The sequence below is a fragment of the Pseudoalteromonas sp. OF5H-5 genome (genome assembly GCF_021530695.1).
GTDB lineage: Bacteria > Pseudomonadota > Gammaproteobacteria > Enterobacterales > Alteromonadaceae > Pseudoalteromonas.
The window spans coordinates 142,076-161,845 of record NZ_JAKGBF010000005.1 but is presented as its reverse complement, the minus strand read 5'-3'; the positions used below and the strand labels follow the sequence as shown (position 1 = coordinate 161,845).

The 19,770-nt window shown below is 44.0% G+C and carries 16 protein-coding genes and 1 tRNA gene; 4 read left to right on the top strand and 13 right to left on the bottom strand.

Annotated features, from left to right (window positions below; genetic code table 11):
- Window positions 1-37: 37 nt before the first annotated feature.
- On the top strand, window positions 38-949 hold the full coding sequence (locus tag L1271_RS09380; RefSeq protein WP_102057000.1) for a helix-turn-helix transcriptional regulator: 912 nt from the start codon (window positions 38-40) through the stop codon (window positions 947-949).
- Here L1271_RS09380 and L1271_RS09375 read toward each other — a convergent pair.
- From L1271_RS09375 to L1271_RS09365, 3 genes are all read right to left on the bottom strand, one after another.
- Window positions 885-2,402: a trehalase family glycosidase gene (locus L1271_RS09375; protein WP_102057001.1), complete on the bottom strand. Its 1,518-nt coding sequence runs from the start codon at window positions 2,400-2,402 to the stop codon at window positions 885-887. The genes L1271_RS09380 and L1271_RS09375 overlap by 65 nt on opposite strands.
- Window positions 2,403-2,410: 8 nt before the next feature.
- Window positions 2,411-3,673, bottom strand: coding sequence for an MFS transporter (locus tag L1271_RS09370; RefSeq protein ID WP_010605073.1), 1,263 nt, complete (start codon window positions 3,671-3,673; stop codon window positions 2,411-2,413).
- A 129-nt stretch (window positions 3,674-3,802) separates the two neighbouring features.
- On the bottom strand, window positions 3,803-4,804 hold the full coding sequence (locus L1271_RS09365) for a LacI family DNA-binding transcriptional regulator (RefSeq protein WP_235367662.1): 1,002 nt from the start codon (window positions 4,802-4,804) through the stop codon (window positions 3,803-3,805).
- 253 nt (window positions 4,805-5,057) lie between these two features.
- Between L1271_RS09365 and L1271_RS09360 the strand changes: the two genes are divergently transcribed.
- A complete protein-coding gene (locus L1271_RS09360) occupies window positions 5,058-7,310 on the top strand; it encodes a TonB-dependent receptor (protein WP_235367661.1) in 2,253 nt (750 codons plus the stop codon).
- A 109-nt stretch (window positions 7,311-7,419) separates the two neighbouring features.
- On the opposite strand, the gene L1271_RS09355 is transcribed toward L1271_RS09360, so the two are convergent.
- The 9 genes from L1271_RS09355 to rlmE form a co-directional block, all read right to left on the bottom strand.
- The gene (locus tag L1271_RS09355) at window positions 7,420-7,824 is read right to left on the bottom strand and encodes a PaaI family thioesterase (RefSeq protein WP_010373862.1); all 405 of its coding nucleotides are present in this window, start codon (window positions 7,822-7,824) and stop codon (window positions 7,420-7,422) included.
- 324 nt (window positions 7,825-8,148) lie between these two features.
- On the bottom strand, window positions 8,149-10,392 hold the full coding sequence (locus tag L1271_RS09350) for a TonB-dependent receptor (RefSeq protein WP_174168693.1): 2,244 nt from the start codon (window positions 10,390-10,392) through the stop codon (window positions 8,149-8,151).
- Window positions 10,393-10,880: 488 nt separating this feature from the next.
- Window positions 10,881-10,965: transfer RNA gene (locus L1271_RS09345), tRNA-Leu, on the bottom strand.
- Between the two features lie 23 nt (window positions 10,966-10,988).
- A complete protein-coding gene (secG, locus tag L1271_RS09340; protein WP_010373860.1) occupies window positions 10,989-11,336 on the bottom strand; it encodes a preprotein translocase subunit SecG in 348 nt (115 codons plus the stop codon).
- Window positions 11,337-11,340: 4 nt separating this feature from the next.
- Entirely contained in the window at window positions 11,341-12,081 is a 741-nt protein-coding gene (gene tpiA / locus L1271_RS09335; RefSeq protein ID WP_010605078.1) for a triose-phosphate isomerase, read from the bottom strand.
- A gap of 79 nt (window positions 12,082-12,160) precedes the next feature.
- Window positions 12,161-13,501: a phosphoglucosamine mutase gene (glmM, locus tag L1271_RS09330; protein WP_102057005.1), complete on the bottom strand. Its 1,341-nt coding sequence runs from the start codon at window positions 13,499-13,501 to the stop codon at window positions 12,161-12,163.
- Window positions 13,498-14,343 carry a dihydropteroate synthase gene (gene folP, locus L1271_RS09325; protein ID WP_235367660.1) on the bottom strand — a complete coding sequence of 282 codons (846 nt, stop codon included), beginning with the start codon at window positions 14,341-14,343 and terminating at the stop codon, window positions 13,498-13,500. The genes glmM and folP overlap by 4 nt, the downstream gene beginning before the upstream one ends.
- A gap of 147 nt (window positions 14,344-14,490) precedes the next feature.
- Complete coding sequence (gene ftsH / locus L1271_RS09320; protein WP_010605080.1) at window positions 14,491-16,443, bottom strand: ATP-dependent zinc metalloprotease FtsH; 1,953 nt, start codon at window positions 16,441-16,443, stop codon at window positions 14,491-14,493.
- A gap of 67 nt (window positions 16,444-16,510) precedes the next feature.
- The gene (rlmE, locus tag L1271_RS09315) at window positions 16,511-17,140 is read right to left on the bottom strand and encodes a 23S rRNA (uridine(2552)-2'-O)-methyltransferase RlmE (protein WP_010605081.1); all 630 of its coding nucleotides are present in this window, start codon (window positions 17,138-17,140) and stop codon (window positions 16,511-16,513) included.
- Between the two features lie 86 nt (window positions 17,141-17,226).
- On the opposite strand from rlmE, the gene yhbY reads away from it, so the two are divergent.
- A complete protein-coding gene (gene yhbY, locus L1271_RS09310; RefSeq protein ID WP_010373854.1) occupies window positions 17,227-17,523 on the top strand; it encodes a ribosome assembly RNA-binding protein YhbY in 297 nt (98 codons plus the stop codon).
- Here the strand turns inward: yhbY and L1271_RS09305 are convergent.
- Window positions 17,520-18,767, bottom strand: a complete 1,248-nt coding sequence (locus L1271_RS09305) for a serine hydrolase domain-containing protein (protein ID WP_235367659.1) — start codon at window positions 18,765-18,767, stop codon at window positions 17,520-17,522. The genes yhbY and L1271_RS09305 overlap by 4 nt on opposite strands.
- A gap of 98 nt (window positions 18,768-18,865) precedes the next feature.
- Here L1271_RS09305 and L1271_RS09300 point away from each other — a divergent pair, with 98 nt between their 5' ends.
- A complete protein-coding gene (locus L1271_RS09300; protein ID WP_010605083.1) occupies window positions 18,866-19,669 on the top strand; it encodes a hypothetical protein in 804 nt (267 codons plus the stop codon).
- The last annotated feature ends 101 nt before the right edge of the window (window positions 19,670-19,770 follow it).

The window sequence follows — 19,770 nt, the reverse complement described above, 5'->3', positions numbered from 1 at the left end:
CGCACAGTCCAAAAGTAACCGAGAAGGAGTGCATTGTTTGCAGATCTCTAAACATCGCAGTCGTATCGAACGCTTAGTTGAAAACAAAATAAGTTTTGCCGCCAATCAGGTAGAGCTTAGCGTCTATGACACATACGAAAGTACCAATAGAGTCAAACTCGCCTCTAATGAAGTGTTGTTTTGTGCGATGATCACTGGTAAAAAAGTGATGCACGTAGACAGTTGCGACTATCACCAACCCTTTTTACCTCATCAAAGCTTCGTATTGGCACCAGAACAAACCGTATTTATAGACTTTCCCGACGCCAGCTTATCCGCTCCCACCACCTGTTTAGCAATTGAGATCAGTCGAGAGAAAATTAATACCGTGAGCGAGAAGTTAGCGCTTTCGCTTCCTAGTGATTTTAATTATCAAAAGCAGCTGGTGCACACTGAGCATAACTGGCAAACCCAGCACTGTTTGGGGCGATTGCTCCATCTGTTCAGTGAGAATGAGGCTGAGCGGGGGTACTTTATCGATTTGGCAATGGACGAACTAATTGCAAGACTACTACAGCAACAAAGCCGAGATCTGCTGTTAGGCGCAGTAAAACAAACGCCTGATCATAACGGTTTGTATCAAGCGATGCATTATTTGGAGACTCATTTAGACGAACCACTAGATGTAGAGAAGCTTTGTAAACTTAGCTGCATGAGTAGAAGTCGCTTTTTCAATCAATTTAAAAAGTCATTTTCGACGACGCCACAGCAGTGGCTCCAAGCACGGAGACTAACTGAAGCAAAGGCAAAACTAAAAGCAGGAATTCAGATCACCGCAATTAGTTTTGCACTCGGCTTTAAGCATCCAAGTCAATTCAGTCGAGCGTTTAAACAAGCCTTTAATATCACGCCGAAGGACTATCAACTTCAGGCACTAAAAGCCGATAAAAACGACTGGTTACTCCGTTAGTCCAGCCAAAACCCTGTTGCACCACGTATTCTCCGCCACTAGCCTGTTTATCCGGTTCAACCACATTGTACTTCTCAAGCAAACAGCCGGTTTGCTCAAAGCCGGTTTCAACAGCATAAAGCCATGCTTGCATAATCTTATTCGCGAGTTGATTTTGACCATATGCCCTTAAACCTGACACCGCAAACCACTGAAGTGGTGCCCAGCCATTAGGACTGTCCCACTGCTGTGAAGTAGTGACTAAGGTACTAACCAATCCACCTTGCTGCAAAAACTCTGCCTCGAGTTTTTTGCCAATATGCTCTGCCTGCTCAGGTGTAACCAGCTCTGCAAACATAGGCACAACGCCCGCTAGAGATTCAACGGAGGTACGCGCATAATCATTAAGATCTACATCGTAAAACCAGCCTTCTTTATCACACCAACAATATTTCTGTATCAGTGCACTGCGATTTGACGCTAAATTGGCATAGTACTGCGCTTGCGTTAGCTCGTTTAATTTCTCAAAACAACGTGCGATTTGCGACTCAAGCAATACTAGTAGTGCATTTAAATCCACAGGGATAATGTCTGTTGTACGAATGCTCGCTAAATCGTCAGCGTTTGCTAACCAACGGCTACTAAAGTCCCACCCCGACTCACAAGCCGCACGAATGTGCTGATAAAACGTTTCGCTGTCCGTAACCGCTGCGGCTAATTCTATATCCTCAATAAAAGACTCTGGGCGCGGTGCTGCAAGCGGATCCCAGTAGCGATTCAGTTTGCCCCCACATGGCATGTTGACGACTCGGTAATGCGCTTTTTTATCCGTGCAACTCAAATCCTCTCCAGTCTGCCAAAACTGATGTTCTTTCAGTAATGCCTGAGTAACTCGTGACAGCCACTGCTTATCATGAGATTTTTCCTGCCACAGTAAATCAACCATTAATGCTGTTACAGGTGGCTGGGAGCGGCTTTGGTAATAATCTCGATTTCCGTTAGGTACATGTCCAATACGATCAATAAGACTCACAAAGTTATCTAACATTCCTTCAACGAGATCGCTTCTGTTCGCATCCAAAAGCCCGAGTGCCGTAAAGTAGCTATCCCAGTAATAAATCTCATTAAAACGTCCACCCGGTACAACATACGGATGGGGTAAAGGTAGCAAGGAGCCCTTAGCAACGGTGCTCGGCTTTCTAGATAAACGCGACCACAGCGCACTGATATACTGCTGCGCACTCGTAAAATCGGGTAAGGCATTTAATTCTTTGTTGGCAACAAAGTCAAAATGCGCATGCACAAATCTAAGTAATGCCTCTCCCGTCGGCTTTTGCATCACATACTGGTTTTCTATCTCTGCAAGCGGAATTTTTGCGATGGCATCTGCAAAAACCTTACTGTCTGAAAACAGGCCAGCGCTTTGCACCGCCTTAAAAATCTCTGTGGAATAAAAGTTTGATTGGTACTGCATGTAAAACCTCAGCTCACCTTTTGTTGACTTGGCGTGTGAGCATGATTTGATTGGCTAGACTCACTCATCGATTTAAAGAAATATAAACACACTGCAATCACCAGCATGGGAATAAGTGCCCCATAAAACGCTTGTTGACCACCAAAATGTTGAAATACTAAACCTGTGATCATTGAACCCGTGCTACCACCCAGCGCTGAAAATACAACGATTAGCCCTGTCATCGACGCGTGCTGTGTAGTGGGTAAACTACTTAGCATTACCGAATTAATCACTGGATAAATAGGCGCCATAAAAAGACCGATCAGCGGCATGAGAAAAGCCACAAGGGGTGCGTCAAATAACGAAGAAATAAGCGTTTTCTCAATACCCTCAGTCATCGGTAACGTTAAAATCACTAATCCTGCCATAGCGGCAAGGCAAACATTTAACACCACATACCAATGTACTTTGGTGAGCACAACGCCGGCACCGAGCCGACCGAGTGCTAAGCAAGCAGCAAAAACACTGGTAATTTGCACGCTAATATTCACCGGTAATGACAAGATCTCATTATTAAAAGTAGGCAGCCAAGTGCCTATACTCTGCTCTATCAATACGTATAAAAATGCGGAAATCACAAATACCAGCACAAGGGGCTTAGCCACAAGCTTTAACATCGCTATAAATGCAGAGACACTAGACTCGGTGGCTTGCGTTGGCTCTGGCTTTGCAATTGGGGAGATCCAAACAATAAATGCGGTGAACGCGCTCAGCACAGCTAACACGAAATAGACGTTTAACCAGCCAAGAGAGTTATCGCCGCTGTCAATAAACGCCGCAAAAATCCAATAACCGCCGAGGACCCCTAACATAAACACGCCCTCAATAAAATTAAGCAGGCTTGAATGTTGGTTGCTTCCTTCAGTGACTTGGCCAACGAGCGCATAAACCGACACTTTGACCACCGCAAATGCCGCACCCACGCAAGCAAATACTAGTTTAAGAATCCAAAACTCAGCGACCATAGGTGTGATACTGCAAATCAATGCCACGCCCGCGAGCACTGCGGTCAAAGCAATTTTAAATCCAACCCTGGGGATAACCGACGCAACCAGAAATGAAACGATGGCGATGGGAAGATCTTTAAATGCCTCTAAGGTGGCGGCCTGCGCTTTTGTAATGCCAAAGCTATGAATAGACTGCAAGATGACCGTCCCTACGCTATTGAGCAAAATAGCAAATAGGAAGTAACTAACGGCCATGGCAAGTATGATACGTGCTCGATTCATTGTTATTCTCGTTAAAACACTGTGATTCCTTTTTAGTCTAGACAGACTTTCTTATTTTTGCAATCGTTTGCATTTCAAATCACATCAAAACAATTTAAGCTAATGATTGTTATCGCATATTGTGCTGCTTTAACTAGACTGTCTGATCACTAATAATGACGGCACCTCTTGAGACGCACATGTCTCACCACTTAGCTGAGAGAGCAGCTTTTCCACCAATAACTGTGCCGCTGCATTGGTGTCTTGTTTAATCGTAGATAGCGCAGGGAAGCTGATCTGTGCCATGGCTATGTCGTCAAATCCGACTATTCGTACGTCATTTGGTACGCTAACGTAACGCTCTTTTAGCGCTTTTAGTGCCCCAAGCGCGACCATATCACTACACGCAAAGATCCCATCAAAGGTTAATCCTTGTGCTCGCAACAAAGCGTTTATACTCGCGTAGGCAGCCTCTGAAGTAATGTCGATTTTAATCATTTGCGCTTCTACCTTGGCTTTTTCCACCGCATGGCAAAATCCGCGATAGCGCTCACCGAGTTCGGCATGACCCGGATCGCCCAAAAATAGAAGTTTAGACGCTCCCTTGGTAATTAAGTGCTCCGTTGCGCTAAGGCCACCAATAAAATTGTCACTCCCAACGATAGGATAATTTGCAGAAGTTTTAGGGTCGCCCCATACCACGATCGGCGTGCCAGCTCTTGCAGCACGTTCAATTCGTGCTTGCTCCTTGCCTTGCCCGACAACGATAACTCCATCGGCTCGACGGCCAGAAATAAAATAACCATGCCAGTCTTCCCCTGCCATATAAGAATTAGAGAGTAATAACTCGTACCCTTTTCGGTTCACCGCACGATTAATATCGCTCACTACTTTAAGTAAAAATGGGTCGTCGACGGATTGTTTGGTTTCGGCTTCGAGATTGATAATAACGGCAATGACTTTGGTTTTTTGCATCCGTAAGCGACTAGCCGCCGCGTTAACGCTAAAGTGATGCTCTTTTGCAAGCGCCTGAATGCGCTCTCGAGTTTCCTTTTTTATCAGAGGGTTATCATTGAGTGCACGGGAAGCTGTGGAGGTAGAGACTCCAGCTAGCCTTGCTAGATCCGATAGCTTTAATTGTGTTGTTCCCATCGCAAACCCCTTCTTAGCACACGTTATTACATCGCTATTCTTACAATTTTTTGATACTTAAACCATAACTAATTGAATCTCCTACCCTAACCAAGCAGAAAAGATAAGCAATCACTGTAAATTTGTAACGCCTTCCATCATTTTATGACAAATTTTTAAACAACATCATTGCAAACGTTTGCATTAAGATCTATTTTAAAAAATAGACAGTCGTTAAATACCAGTCTATGACAACAACAAGAGGGCTTTAGCCGTGATAAAAACTAACTCCTTAAGCTTGATCGCTGCAGCTATAACGCTTGCGTTAAGCGCATCAGCTCAGGCTGAACAACAACCGAACAATAACAAAGAAAAAGTAGAAACCATCATTGTGTCAGGTACACCTGGTGGCGCAGGGATCAGAAAAATTGATGCAAGCTTTGCTGTGACTAACATCGATGCCGTGCAAATTGATAAGCTCGCCCCCAAAAGTACCGCTGACTTGCTTAAAGCGGTGCCTGGGATCTGGGTTGAAAGTTCAGGAGGTGAATCCGGTGCCAACGTTTTTGTTCGCGGCTTTCCAGGCGGTGGGGATGCACCATTCTTAACGGTTAGTTTGCAAGGCAGTCCTATCTATCCCGCGCCAACGCTCTCATTTTTAGAAAACACCTCGATTTTCAGACTCGATGAAACCATCAGTATGATGGAAGGCCTGCGTGGTGGACCAAACCCCGTGGTGTCTAATGGTCAGCCGGGCTTAACAACTAACTTTCAACTTAAACGCGGCCAAGCCGACACCGAAGGGACGTTTAAATATACCACCACAGACTATGGTCTTAACCGCATTGACGGCGTGTTAAGTGGTGAGATCTCCAATGATCTTTACTACATGGTTGGCGGCTATATCAAACGCTCTTCTGGGATCCGTGATGCGGGCTTTACCTCAGAAAAAGGCCATCAATTTACCATAAACCTAACCAAAGAGTTTGCTGATGGTGAATTTAACCTTTATACCCGTCAAACTGATGACAGAGGCGCATGGTATCTGCCAACCCCACTTAATGTTGAGGGTGTGGATGCGGGCTTTACTCAGCTGGGAACGAATAATCGCAAAGCTATTATTTATGTCGGTGATGCAAATGCACCGATGAGCGTAGATATGGGTGATGGTCGCGGCTGGAAAGGCCATGTTTCTGGAGGTAGCTTAAAAGTAGAATTCAAAAATGGTTGGCAGTTAAATGACCGCTTTAGCTTAACGCAAGGCGATGCAAATACACTAGGCCTTGTGCCTGCTGGCAGTGCCATGCGTTTAAGTGAAGTGGCGGACAATGGTGAAACCGCAACAGGTAGCGTCACGGGCGATGAATACGCGGGTGATACCATGGTACAACAATATGGTCGCTGGGTTGTATTAAAAGATATCGAAGCTTTCACCAATGACTTAGCCTTAAGCAAAACCTTTGGTGATTGGTCAAGTGCCTTTGGTATTTATACAGCAACTACTTCTGCAAAAGACTGGTGGAGCTTAGGCAATACCGCCTACCACATTTTGGAACAAGGTGGCGAAGCATTGAATGGTATCGCGTGTAATAGCGATGTTGCCGGTTGCGCCTTCAACTACGACATTAACAGTTCTGGTGATGCCACGACATGGGCAGTTTATACCACTCATAGTTACCAAGCTACTGAAGCGCTTAAATTAGACTTAGGCCTGCGTAGTGAGCAGCACGAGGTAGAATACTCTGTAGATGAAGATTTAGACGGAGTGATCACAAAAGCGGTTGACTATGATGAGCGCAAGACTTCATGGACCTTAGGCGCTGACTATAGTTTGAGCTTAGATTCAGGTGTTTTTGTGCGTATGAACAAAGGCTACAAAATGCCTTATTTCGACGACTTCAGAGACAACTATAGCACCTATGAATCGGGCGAGTCGCTGATTAAAGAAGTCACACAAGCTGAGCTTGGCTATAAATATATGGGTGAAACCGGCGACCTCTTTGTTACTTTATTTACCAACGAAGTAAAAGGCGACACGTTTGTAAGACGCCCAGGTATACCTGCGGAAATTCTAACCAATGAAGCAACCGGTGTAGAACTTGATTACAGCTACAACCATGAATCGGGTTTATCGATAAACTTGAATGCCACTTGGCAAGACTCTGAAATTACTGAAAGCCCAACAAATGAGGGAAATAAAGCACAGCGCCAACCAGATTGGATGCTGCGCGTTACACCAAGCTACGACTTTGAAATGTCAGGTATGTATGCCACCTTGTATGGCACACTCTCAGCTGTAGATGACCGTTTTGGCGATAATGAAAATACTGTCGTGTTAGAGGGCTACGAAAAGCTTGATATTGGCCTTATCGTAGAGCCAACAGAGGGCGTAAAATTACAACTAGCGGTAGATAATCTTACTGATAAACAAGGGATCACCGAGGGGGATCCACGTAACCCAGATTCACCTAACGGCCGCTATATCATGCCAAGGAGTGTAAAGTTTAGCGTTGCGTATACGTTCTAGTTGCTGTAACTAAGCGTTTAACATAGCGCTGCCCGCTTATATCAAATGCCTAAGGCTGGTAGCGCTAAAAAGACCTAATCAAATACACTTCAGAACACCGCCTGCTACCCTAAACCTTAGTTATTGTGCCAAGAGAAACCGCCACCAACTTTTCTTCGTCACCGCTTTGCGCATATACCTTACATTCGCATGTCGCCTGACGTTTACCCGAATACAACACGGTTGACTTCGCAATTAGCTTATCGCCAATAGCGGGTCTAACATAATTCACTTTATACTCTGAGGTAACACAGCTGCCCAGCACCGATGCACCAGCAAAAGTAATACAATTATCAGCTAGATAGCTAACCACGCCGCCATGTGCAAAACCATAGTTTTGTTTAAGATCATCCCGAATAGCGAGACTTAACTCAGCAACGCCAACCTCAAACACCTCCAACTCAGCGCCCAACAACAAACTAAAAGACTGCTGTGCTAGGATCTCCTTTCCTTCCTCTAACATAGTATTGCTCAACTTCTTCTCCTTAATTATATTTAAAATATCAACGCTCAAATAGACTCGACGTCGCGAATAGTCTTCACGTTATAGTAAACAATCATAGTTAATTAAAACCGCGATATGATTAGCTCAACACGACTAAAAACTGTGCTAGAAATACCGCCTATCACTAAACTCCCATAGGTCAACTACAATGTAAACAAGCAGCTATATCAATTATTTTACGTATTCTGAATGAGTTTGAAATGTTGCCACATAATTTAGGACGGGGTAGCTACAATAAAAAAGCCGCTTAGCTAGAAACTAAACGGCTTTTTCTATATTCAAGCTAGGGTTGGATTAATCTAACCAGAACTCTTTTTTGAACTTAATACCAAACTCACTGCGGTCATTGCTGCGCATGACACCAACAAAGCCACTTTGCTGTAGACGACCTACATCGTACACTTCGTTTAGCACGTTTTCACCGTATAGCGTTACTTCCATATCACCTTCAGCGTTGGTGTATGAGATGTTAAAGCCTAACAATTCGCGAGAATCAATATGCTCGCTTGCTCGTGTTACAGACTGACCTTGCATGTCTGAGCGGTACGAGTAGCTTGCGTTAACTGCAATCGTTGCACCATGCTCTAAGTCATGGAAGTAAGATGGTGCGACCATCACAGTCCATCGAGGTGTGAGTGCTGGCGCATCGCCTTTACCAATACCAATAACACCTTCATCAACATGGGTAATTTCTGAGTCTAGGTAACCGATTGAGCTGCGTACTGAGAAATCATCAGTAATTGCGATTGTCGTTTCAAGTTCAATACCTTGTGCTTTCGACTCACCTGCATTTTCCACGATAGTGACGAAACCACCGCCAGCAGTCGGGTCGTTGAAAGGTAGCGCCAGATCAGTGTAATCCGTTACAAATGCAGCAACCATCATAGATACGTTGTCATGCACTTGGCCTTTGAAACCGATTTCGTAGTTAATCGCTTTAGTTTCATCAAACGCAGCGAATTGATCTGGACCACCAAATGGACGTGGTGGGAAGCCGCCACTTTGGTACCCTTTTTGGACCTGCGCGTAAACATTGATGTCACGAGTTAACTGGTATGACGCATTCACGTCCCACGTCACTTCGTCAAAGTCTGCGCTTACATATTTACGAGCACCAAAGCTTGGGAATAGTGCGTTTGCCTCTTTTTTGTCTTCAGAGTAACGTAAACCACCACCTATGCTGAACAGCTCAGTCACGTCAAAGCTTGCATTTATGTAAGCCGCATAGGCATCGGTTTCTTGGTTGATATCAAAGTAACCGTAGTCACCAAAAGAAGCTGTCTGACCATCGTTTAATAAGCCATTTGGCGTGTTCCACGGGCTAAATACGAACGGACCAGAGCTGGTAAAACCGTCTTCGTTAAAGTAATAAAGACCCGATACAAAATCCCAAGAGTCATAAGTACCGTTTAGTTGTAGTTCAAATGAGTACTGATCTGCACCGCCCTCTTCTGGGAATTCAGATAGATTAAGTGCTACCGCATCGTCATCTAGGCCACCGGTATATTCAGAACTACGCTTGCTTGCGATAAATTTAACAGAGTAAACATCACTTGCTTGCCAATCAGCAGTCACTGACCCACCCCAACCAGAATAATCTGTGCTTTCAATGCCAGCAACCGTTGTTGCCAAATCATCAGGATTGTTTGGCAACATAGACTCATCTAGCAATGGGAAGTCACCATTGAAAGGGTCATTTGAGTCAAGTGGACCTGTTAATTCAATAGTATACGGTGATTGACCAGACTCGTTCTCAACGCCGTCAAATGCAGCGGTGACAACTAAATCATTCGTTGCTTGCCATCTAAGTGCTAAACGGCCACTAAACTCTTGCTCTTCGCCGATTTCCTTTTCAGGATTTGCTAAGTTGATTGCTTTACCTACACCGTCGCGCTCTTTATAAGAAGCACTTGCAGAAAAGCTCAGTGTGTCTGTTAACGTCTGGCTTGTATACAGGTCAGTCGCTAAACGACCGCGAGAACCTATTTTAGCTTCAACGCGTGCAACTTCTTCAGCGCCAGGTTGTTTAGTGATCACATTTACCGCACCGCCTAATGTGTTACGGCCGTACAGTGTACCTTGTGGACCACGTAGTACCTCTACGCGTTCAACATTGGGCAGTGAAAGGTTAGAACCCATCTGACGGCCAAGGTATACGCCATCAACGTAAACACCAACACCTGGGTCCGTTGTGATCACATGGTCTTGTAGACCAATACCACGGATAAATACAGAAGCATGTGCAGCGTTACCTACACCATAGCGAGTAATATTTAAGTTTGGAACGAACTTACCAATATCGTCTAGATTGCTGATATTGGCTTTATCAATATCACTAGCACCGATAGAAGTAATCGCAGTAGGCGTTTCGAACAAGCTTTCAGTACGTTTACGAGCAGTCACTTCTATTTTTTCAAAAACTTGTTTTTCTTGCTCTACATTAGCTTGTTCAGCCAATGCTGTACTAGGAAGGGCTACTGCTGCTAACACTGCAGCTGAAATCGCAGATAAACCAAGGCGAGGTAAAACTGTAATCATATAATCTCCAAAGGAATCACCGTGTGTGTGCTAGTTGCGAGAGGTCGCAACTAGAGAAGTAACAAGCTAAGTGTCATTACCTCTAGCCCAGTAATCCGTTAAATCTAAATAGACTTAAACACTACAAATTTTGGGCATAAAAAAAGATGCACTAGGGGCATCTCTTTCCTCTGGAGGGGTATTATAGTCACAACCAGAGTAAATTGAAATATTTATTTAATAAAAATTACTTTTAGGGTTTTTGTAACCATAATAAAACCAATATTAGAAAATTAATTTTAATAAAAAATCGTTACAGAACAATTGATTATACTAGATCGTAGGATTATATGTTACTAAAGTGAAACTTCAGCCTAGGTTTTTGCCGTGGTTTTAGTTTGTTTGAAATAGCTTCTATTAGCGAAGCTGTGAATGATAAGACTAATTGGTATTAGGCTTAGTGGCAAACGGCAGACGAAAAAAAACCAGCCTAAGCTGGTTTTTTTATTTGGTGCGAATGGGGGGACTTGAACCCCCACGGCCGAAGCCACCACCCCCTCAAGATGGCGTGTCTACCAATTCCACCACATTCGCAAATTCGGTGTATTTCCTAATGATTAATTAGGTACGTCAGAAGCTGGATTTTCTTCTGTCGCTGGCACATCATTTGTTGCTGGAACTGTTGTTGCAGCAGCTGGTGCCTCTAGGTTTTCCCACTCATTAGTCTTTTTAATCTGACCCGTAGTTAGGTTACCTAGAACAATACTTAGTACAAAGAATATCGTTGCTAAGATTGTTGTTGTCTTGGTCATAAAATTACCTGCGCCTGATGAGCCGAAAACTGTCGCCGATGCACCTGCACCAAACGAAGAGCCCATATCTGCGCCTTTACCTTGTTGAATTAACACCATACCAATTAATGCTAATGCCACAATTAAGTAAACAACCATTAGAATTTCGTACATTTACTTATCCTTTTGCACTTCTACATATAGCTGCGAAACTCTCAGGTTTTAGGCTTGCGCCACCTATAAGTCCACCGTCTATATCGTCTTGTGCGAATAACAATTCACTGTTCTGTTCATTAACACTGCCACCGTAAAGGAGCTGCAGTGATTGTGCAATTTGCTTGTCATTGTCTGAAAGCAAATCACGTATAAATTTGTGTACTGCTTGCGCTTGCTCAGGAGATGCTGTTTTACCAGTACCAATAGCCCAAACAGGTTCGTATGCTATCACAGAGTTTGTTAGCGCTGCTACACCTAATTTGGTGATAACTGCGTTTATTTGCCTAGCAACCACTTGCTCTGTCTGCCCATTTTCTCTTTCTTCTTCGGTTTCACCAACACATAAGATTGGTGTCAAACCTTGTTCTTGAGCATGTGCAAATTTGTTCGCAACATCTTCATCGCTTTCGCCGTAAATAGCTCGCCGCTCTGAGTGACCAACTAAGGTATATGTTGCACCTAGCGATTTTGCTAGGGACGCCTGAATTTCTCCAGTATATGCGCCTTCTTTATATTCCGAAACAGTTTGAGTTCCGACAGTAAGCCCTTTACTTGCTGCTTGCTCAATAAGCATGGCAGGAGGAAAAATAATAACATTTGCTTGAAATGCTTGATTGCTTACTGCTTCTGATATTTGGTCAACAAGGGCTTTTGAGCCATTCATTTTCCAGTTACCAGCAACAATTTGCTTTCTAGTTGTCATACGATACTCCGCAGTAGAAAGCGGGTGAGATACTACCTCTACTCACCCGAAGTTACAAGAAATAAATTTAATTTTTGGTTTAATTGCTCACAGATTCAACAACTTCAGCGATTTTTTGGGCAAAATCGATAACTTGCTTCTGTTGCTGAGCTTCAACCATGACGCGAACCACTGGCTCTGTACCAGATTTACGCAATAGCACTCTGCCCTTTCCGGCAAGCTGAGTTTCAACTTCAGCGACAACCGCTTTAACAGCGTCTTGCTCGGTTGGATCATCTTTAGTGCTATAGCGCACATTAATCATCTTCATTGGGTATTTGCTAAAACCTTCACCCAAATCTTTTAATGTTTTATTCTGTGCAACCATGGCAGCAAGCACTTGTAAGCTAGAGACAATGCCATCACCGGTGCTGATCAGATCCAGATTTAAAACGTGACCTGAACTTTCGCCGCCGATTTTCCAGCCTTTCTCACCAAGAAGCTCCATTACATAGCGGTCACCGACCTTACTACGCTCAAACGCAATTCCGCGTGATTTAAGGGCGTTTTCGAGCCCCATGTTAGACATTACCGTACCTACAACACCGCCACCTAATGTGCCATCGGCATGAGCTTGGCAAGCGATAATATAGACGATGTCATCACCATCAAATACATGACCGTCGTGATCGACCATCATGACTCGGTCACCATCACCATCATAAGCAATACCAACATCCGCTTGATGTTCAAGCACGGCTTTTTTCAACGCTTCGACATGCGTTGCACCGCATTTTTCGTTGATGTTGACACCATTAGGTTCACATGCGGTTGTGATCACATCCGCACCTAGTTCACGCATGACACTTGGTGCAATGTGATAAGTCGCGCCATTTGCGCAGTCCAGCACCACTTTCAACCCTTCAAGCGATAGCTCTTTAGGAAACTGGCCTTTACAAAATTCGATATAGCGACCATCCGCACTCTCTAGGCGCTTAGCTTTACCGAGTTTTTCAGACTCGACACACGTCATTGGTTCATCCAGCTTTGCTTCTATTGCAAGTTCCACCTCGTCAGGGAGCTTTTTACCATCGCCACCAAAAAACTTGATGCCATTGTCATGGTATGGATTATGAGATGCACTGATCACAATACCAGCCTCAGCTCTGAACGTTTGCGTCAAGTAAGCAACAGCAGGTGTCGGCATAGGCCCCAATAAAATCACATTGATCCCCGCGGCAATTAACCCAGCCTCTAACGCGGTTTCAAGAAGGTAGCCAGAAATGCGGGTATCTTTGCCAATAATTACCTTTTTGGTACCACGCTCAGACAGCACTTTTCCAGCCGCCCAGCCTAGTTTCATTGCAAACTCAGGCGTAATTGGGAACTCGCCCACCATGCCCCTTACACCATCCGTACCGAAGTACTTTCTTGTTGTCATTGAGTAACTCCATTAACCGACGCTAGCCATACATTAAGCGCGTCGCTTGTTTCTTTTACGTCATGAACACGAATTATGTGCGCGCCTTTCTGTGCACATATCAGCGCACCGGCTAGACTCGCAGCTACACGCTCATGCGTTTCCCGAGTGAGTAGTTGTCCAAACATGGACTTTCTAGAAAGGCCTGTCAGAATAGGCAAATTGAAAGCGTGAAACTTGTCCAACCCACCTAATATCTGAAAGTTATGCTCTAGAGATTTACCGAAGCCAAAACCAGGATCTAAAATCAGCCGATTGGTATCAATCCCAGCTTGCTTGCACGCACTGATCCTAGCTTCGAAAAACTGACTGATGTCTGAAAATAAGTCATCATAGTGAGGGTTATTTTGCATTGAGCGAGGTTGACCTTGCATATGCATTAAACAAATTGGTACATCACTGTATTGAGCTGCGACTTCGAGCGCTTCTGGCTCTTGCAACGCTCGAACATCATTAATGATATCAGCGCCTGCCTCTATTGCTTGTTTCATCACCTCGGCTTTACTGGTATCTACCGAAATCACACAGTTAGAGTGTGCGCGAATTGCTTTAATAACCGGTATCACGCGCTGTAATTCTTCTTCTAATTGGACGTCTGGCGCGCCGGGACGAGTGGACTCTCCACCTATGTCTAAGATGGTAGCGCCTTGTGAAAGCATTAAATTTGCTTGCTCGATCGCACTATCAAGGTGAGTAAAATGTCCACCGTCAGAAAATGAGTCGGGAGTAACATTTAAAATCCCCATAACCTGAGGCTTATCTAAACTAAGGGTGCGCCCTTTGGGTAAACGTAACTCGTACATTCTATACCTATTTTCTATAGTCTAAGTTTGGTGATAACGAAAGGCTTATAGCAGTTGATTTAAGTTCTCGCATCGAATGTCATAAAACTTATATCAACTGATACAAAAAAGCCCCGATTGCTCGGGGCTGTCGTATTCTACCTAATCTTACGATTTGTCATCAAGCTCTGAGTTTGATGATGTATCGTTTGACTGCTCTTCTGCTGGTTTTTCAGCTTTAGGCTCAGGTTTTATGTCTGTTACTTTTGCAGATTCTACTTTTTTCTCTGGCTTAATGTCATGTGCATCCCTTGGTGGACGAACATCACGACGCTCCATTAGATCATCAATCTGCAATGCATCAATCGTTTCGTATTTCATCAACGCATCTTTCATGGTGTGAAGAATATCCATATTATCTTTTAGGATTTGCTCCGCACGTTGGTAGTTGCGATCAATGAAATCTTTAATTTCAGCATCAATAAGCTTGGCGGTTTCATCCGACATACCTGACATACGGTGAGAACCACCACCCATGTACATTTCGCCTTGCTCTTCCAAATACATCTGTGGACCAAGTTTCGGACTTAAGCCCCACTGAGTAACCATTTTCTTAGCAATATCGGTCGCGCGCTCAATATCGTTGCTCGCGCCTGTCGTTACTTTGTCATCGCCGTAAATCAGCGCTTCAGCGATACGACCACCGTATAAACTCGAAAGCATAGATTCTAGGTGTTGCTTAGAGTGACTTACACGGTCTTGCTCTGGTAAGTACATAGTTACACCTAATGCGCGACCACGTGGAATAATCGACACTTTATACACTGGGTCATGCTCAGGCACTAAACGACCAACAATCGCGTGACCAGCTTCGTGATATGCCGTCATTTCCTTCTCTTGCTCGCTCATCACCATGGACTTACGCTCAGCACCCATCATGATTTTATCTTTCGCGGCATCAAACTCCGCCATGCTGACTTTGCGCTTGTTACCACGAGCGGCAAACAGTGCGGCTTCATTCACAAGGTTTGCCAAGTCTGCACCGGAAAAGCCCGGCGTACCACGTGCAATTACAGACGCTTCAACATTATCGTCTAATGGCACTTTGCGCATGTGAACGTTTAAGATTTGTTCACGACCACGAATATCCGGAAGACCAACCACGACTTGGCGGTCGAAACGGCCAGGACGTAATAATGCAGGATCTAGTACATCAGGACGGTTAGTAGCAGCGATAACGATAATACCTTCGTTACCCTCAAAGCCGTCCATTTCTACAAGCATTTGGTTAAGTGTTTGCTCACGCTCATCGTGACCACCGCCCATACCAGCGCCACGTTTACGGCCTACCGCGTCGATTTCATCGATAAAGATGATACAAGGCGCAGCTTTTTTTGCCTGTTCAAACATGTCACGAACACGAGATGCACCAACACCAACAAACATTTCTACGAAGTCAGAACCGGAAATGGTAAAGAATGGTACTTTTGCTTCACCAGCAACGGCTTTAGCAAGTAAGGTTTTACCCGTACCTGGAGGACCAACCATCAACACGCCCTTCGGAATGCTACCGCCCAACTTTTGGAACTTTGACGGGTCACGCAAAAAGTCGACTAGCTCAGTAACATCTTCTTTCGCTTCGTCACAACCAGCGACGTCTGCAAATGTTGTCTTAACTTGGTCTTCGCTCATTAATCGAGCTTTACTTTTACCAAACGACATTGCGCCTTTGCCGCCACCGCCTTGCATTTGACGCATGAAGAAAATCCATACCCCAATAAGCAAAAGCATTGGGAACCAAGAAATAAAGATGTTTGCAAGGAAAGATTGCTCTTCAGGTGCAACGCCTTTGATGTTTACGTCGTTCTTAAGTAAGTCATTAACCAAATCCAAATCAGTTAATGGAATTACTGTTTGAAAACGATCGCCACTTGAACGAACGCCGCTAATTACGCCTGTTTGACGATCAATACTGACTTCTCTTACAGAGCCATTGCGCACATCCTTTACAAATTGTGTGTAACTCGTTTGGCGATCATATTGTTCGCCACCGTTAAAGCTCTGGAACACAGTCATTAGCACTACTGCAATCACTAACCAGAGTATTAGATTTTTAGCCATATCGCTCAAGGAGTTAACCTCTTGTATCCAAAAAAATTCAAATTCAACTTGATGCTTTCCAACTGTACTACAGTTTGTAGCCCGTCGCCACTACATATACTTCGCGTGAACGAGGACGAGACGCTTTTGGTTTACGGATCTTTACGACCTTAAAACAATTACGTACCTCTTGTACAAATTGATCAAAGCCTTCTCCTTGGAAAACTTTAACCGCAAATGCACCGTTGGGTTTTAGCACTTGATGGCACATATCTAATGCTAGCTCGACCAGATACATACTGCCAGATTGATCGGTTGACATATTTCCGCTCATATTTGGTGCCATATCAGAAAAAACTACATCAACATTCTTGCCGTTTATTCTATCCAATAATGCATTTAATACCGCTTCTTCTCTGAAGTCTCCCTGAAGGAAATCGACACCCGCTAATGAGTCCATCGGTAAGATATCACAAGCAATAACTTGTCCGCCAATATCTACCTGCTCTGCGAGATACTGCGACCAGCTCCCCGGAGCAGCCCCTAAATCAACTACCGTCATTCCTTTGCGGATCAATTTATCCTTTTGCTGGACTTCTTCCAGCTTAAAAACCGCTCGTGAACGATAGCCACGTTTTTGGGCTTCATGCACATACGGGTCTTCTACGTGTTCTTTTAACCAACGTTTCGAACTGGCGGAATGTTTTTTATTTGCCATATTAACTACAACTCATTAGTAATATTGTCTAGATGGCGTTAGAATATCGATAATTCAAGCCTTTTAATAAATAAGATTGTATCAATATGACCTTATCAAATAAACAAAAGCAGTTCCTAAAAGGGCTAGCTCATTCTTTAAACCCAGTTGTTCTTCTAGGCGCAAACGGCCTAACCGAAGGCGTCATGGCTGAAATTGAGCAAAACCTGAACATTCACGAACTTATCAAGGTAAAAGTACCAACCAATGATCGTGAAACTAAGAAACTGATTTTTGAAGCAATTGTTCGTGAAACAAATGCACATAAAGTACAAACCATTGGCCATATCATTGTGTTGTACCGCCAAAGCGAAGACAAAAAGATCCAGTTACCTCGTAACTAACCTTTGTTGTCTGCGACGTTTTCACCAGAAGACGTCGCAATCTCTTGTAATAAACTCGCTTCTTCTGCTTTTACTTTCTTAATTTCCTGCTCACTCACCTGAGGCAGTAATTTCTTCTCAAGCGCCAATGCGTCAACAATAAAGTCGTTTGTTAACTGATTAATAATGCCACTCTCTGCATTTAACAGTAGGCTAAACCCAATACCAAGCTCTGGAATAATCACCACATCGGTACGATAACCTTGCACCCAGCCACTATGATAATAGAGCAATTTGCCATCGTAACGATAAATTCGCCAGCCAAGTCCATAATAGGCTTCTTCTACATGACCACGCCAAACGCGTCTGCGTAGCTCTCGTTTCGTCAACGTATACGGCACTGATTGCTTACTCAGAGCATCCGGTGATAGGACACTTGGATACAGACCTAATTGTGCTTTTAACCACTGCGCCATATCAGCAGCACTAGCGTTTACACCAGCTGCAGGGAGTACTTTATAGTAATGCGGCTTTAATTTAGCGGTATGCCAACGCTTTCGCCCTCTGACATGCGGCCACGCAAAATTATCATTTTTTGTCATTTGCTCGTAGCCAAGGCCGGCGTCATGCATATTAAGTGGCGCGAAAACAAACTCTTCCATCCAAGTTTTGTAACTGATATTCGTCGCCTGCTCGATAACATCTCCAATCAAGCTAAACATGACATTTTGATAACCATAACACTCACCGGGCTGACATAACGCTTTGACTTGCAGTAAGCGCTCAACAATTTGTGGGTAGTCCATGCGAGACTCGATTAAATTATCGTAGGCATTGGGCACTAAGCCACTCGAGTGACTTAACAAATGATAGAGCTTAAGTTGGCTATAATCACCTTTGGCGACTTGCGGCAAGTAGCTGGCCACTCGATCGTCAATATTAAAATGCCCTTCGCTCGCTAATTTAGCCGTTAGACTTCCTGCAAACGTTTTTGAAACCGATGCCAAGCGAAAGCGAGTTTGTTCGTTGATCACACTTCCTTGTCGACTTTTTGTCTTGCCAAAACCTTCTGCGTAGCTGCCGTGCTCGACATGCACGACGGATAAAGCAGCACCGGGCACCGATTTTTCTTTTAGTTTGCGCTCGACTTGCTTAGAATAGCTCTTTAAAAATTGTGACCATTGCTGGTTTGGGGTTTTTGCAATCGTTATTTTTGGATAACTAATGCAAAAAAAACAAACTAATGTGAGAATTAGCGACTTCATAATGACTCATTTCATTAACACTCGCCCGCCATACTAACATGATGAATTGGCGGAACTCACTAAATATAAGAAAATAACTGTTTAATTGAGGTATTTTAATGCGTTTAGTGCTAGCAGCTCTATGTACAAGTCTACTTTTTGGATGTGTCACCACAGCGCCATTAGCGCCAAAGTTAGATGTACCTAAGAAGCCACTACTAAAAAAGTCTGTTTATCAAATCAGCTATAGTACCGAACTTAATTCTGCACGAATTAAATCAGTGCAATTGCCCGCTCACCCACTTGCTCAAGGTGACACAGTCTACATCAATGCCGATAAGGTAAGCTTGACTGATACACTGAGAAAGCAGATTGTTGCTTTACTTGAGAAAAAAGGCCTGAAAGTTGTTGCAGCTAAAAACGCAAACTACACGCTAACAATTCATCAACTTGATTTGGAATTTGCAGCCAATAAAACGTACGCACTGGATAGGCCAAGAAACCCACATCCACATATTGCTGAACTTGCTCAAAATTCGCCAGCATTTCAATGCACTAATATTGTGGCTTCAGTCAGTATGCGCCTAGCACACCAAGCTTCGTCAGATGTTGTCTGGTTTGCCAAATCATCAGTAGATAGCGCTGGATTTCAAGGGATCCCTTTACAATTCACATTTACTGAAGTGGAAAAAATAGAAAACGAGCACGATGTACTGTCGTTTATTGTGGCCCAAAATACCGACGAGGCGCGCCGTCAACGTGGCGAAAAGCCCGTTGATATTCCTCCTTACAAGGTAACTAAAACGGTTTCGCCGCTCGAGAAAACCGCTGGTGCATGTACCCAAACCGAAGTATCAGCGCTAACAGCGGATATGCAAAAACACTTGGCCGAGAGTTTAATTGAAAAGCTAAACGTTAAGTAACATAAGTACTCGCCAGTTTGACAGAGGTCAACTGCAGGCTGGCGCTACACTTATTTACAGACAATGACGCTTTTAGAATTATACTCGACGCAGAAAAATAA